Annotated in this window: 1 protein-coding gene; it reads right to left on the minus strand. The window is 39.2% G+C overall.

Going from position 1 to position 594, the window contains the following annotated elements:
* Positions 1-30: 30 nt before the first annotated feature.
* The coding region (locus MTN96_RS36890; RefSeq protein WP_248534862.1) for an IS3 family transposase at positions 31-594 on the minus strand (564 nt) is incomplete at its 5' end.

Below are 594 nucleotides of genomic sequence, written 5' to 3' on the forward strand. Positions count from 1 at the left end.
TATGTCCCGTCCTGAAATAGGTTGACGGTTTTAATGAAAGACTTGGTGCGAAAGCGCCAGGTCTTTTTTATGCACTTGATTTGGTGTTTTCATATCCAAACTTAAGTGCGGTCGCATTTCATTGTATATAAATATCGATTCTTCAACGAGCTGTTTTAACTCTGCCATATTGCGACATTTATACAGTAAAAACTCTTGCTTTAATATCCCGTTAATACGCTCTGCTAATGCGTTTTGATAACAGTCATACCCATCGGTCATCGATGGTCTAATGCCCTCTTTTAATAGCGCATTTTGATATACTTCAGAGCAATATTGTAAACCTCTATCTGAATGATGAATGGCATCACGTTTATATACGCGTTGCTTAATTGTCATTTCTAATGCTCTGACTACATCGGTTGCTTTCATTTCATCACTCAGCTCATAACCCATTATTTTTCGACTGTAAGCATCAGTGACTAACGATAGGTAATGCACGCCTTGCGCTGACTTTACGTATGTAATGTCACTAACGAAGACTTCCTCGGCCGCAGTAGGCATGTATTCCTTTAGTAAATTGGGATGCTTGCGCATCCAATGGTTACTGTTTGT

Source organism: Pseudoalteromonas sp. 2CM28B (assembly GCF_023161935.1).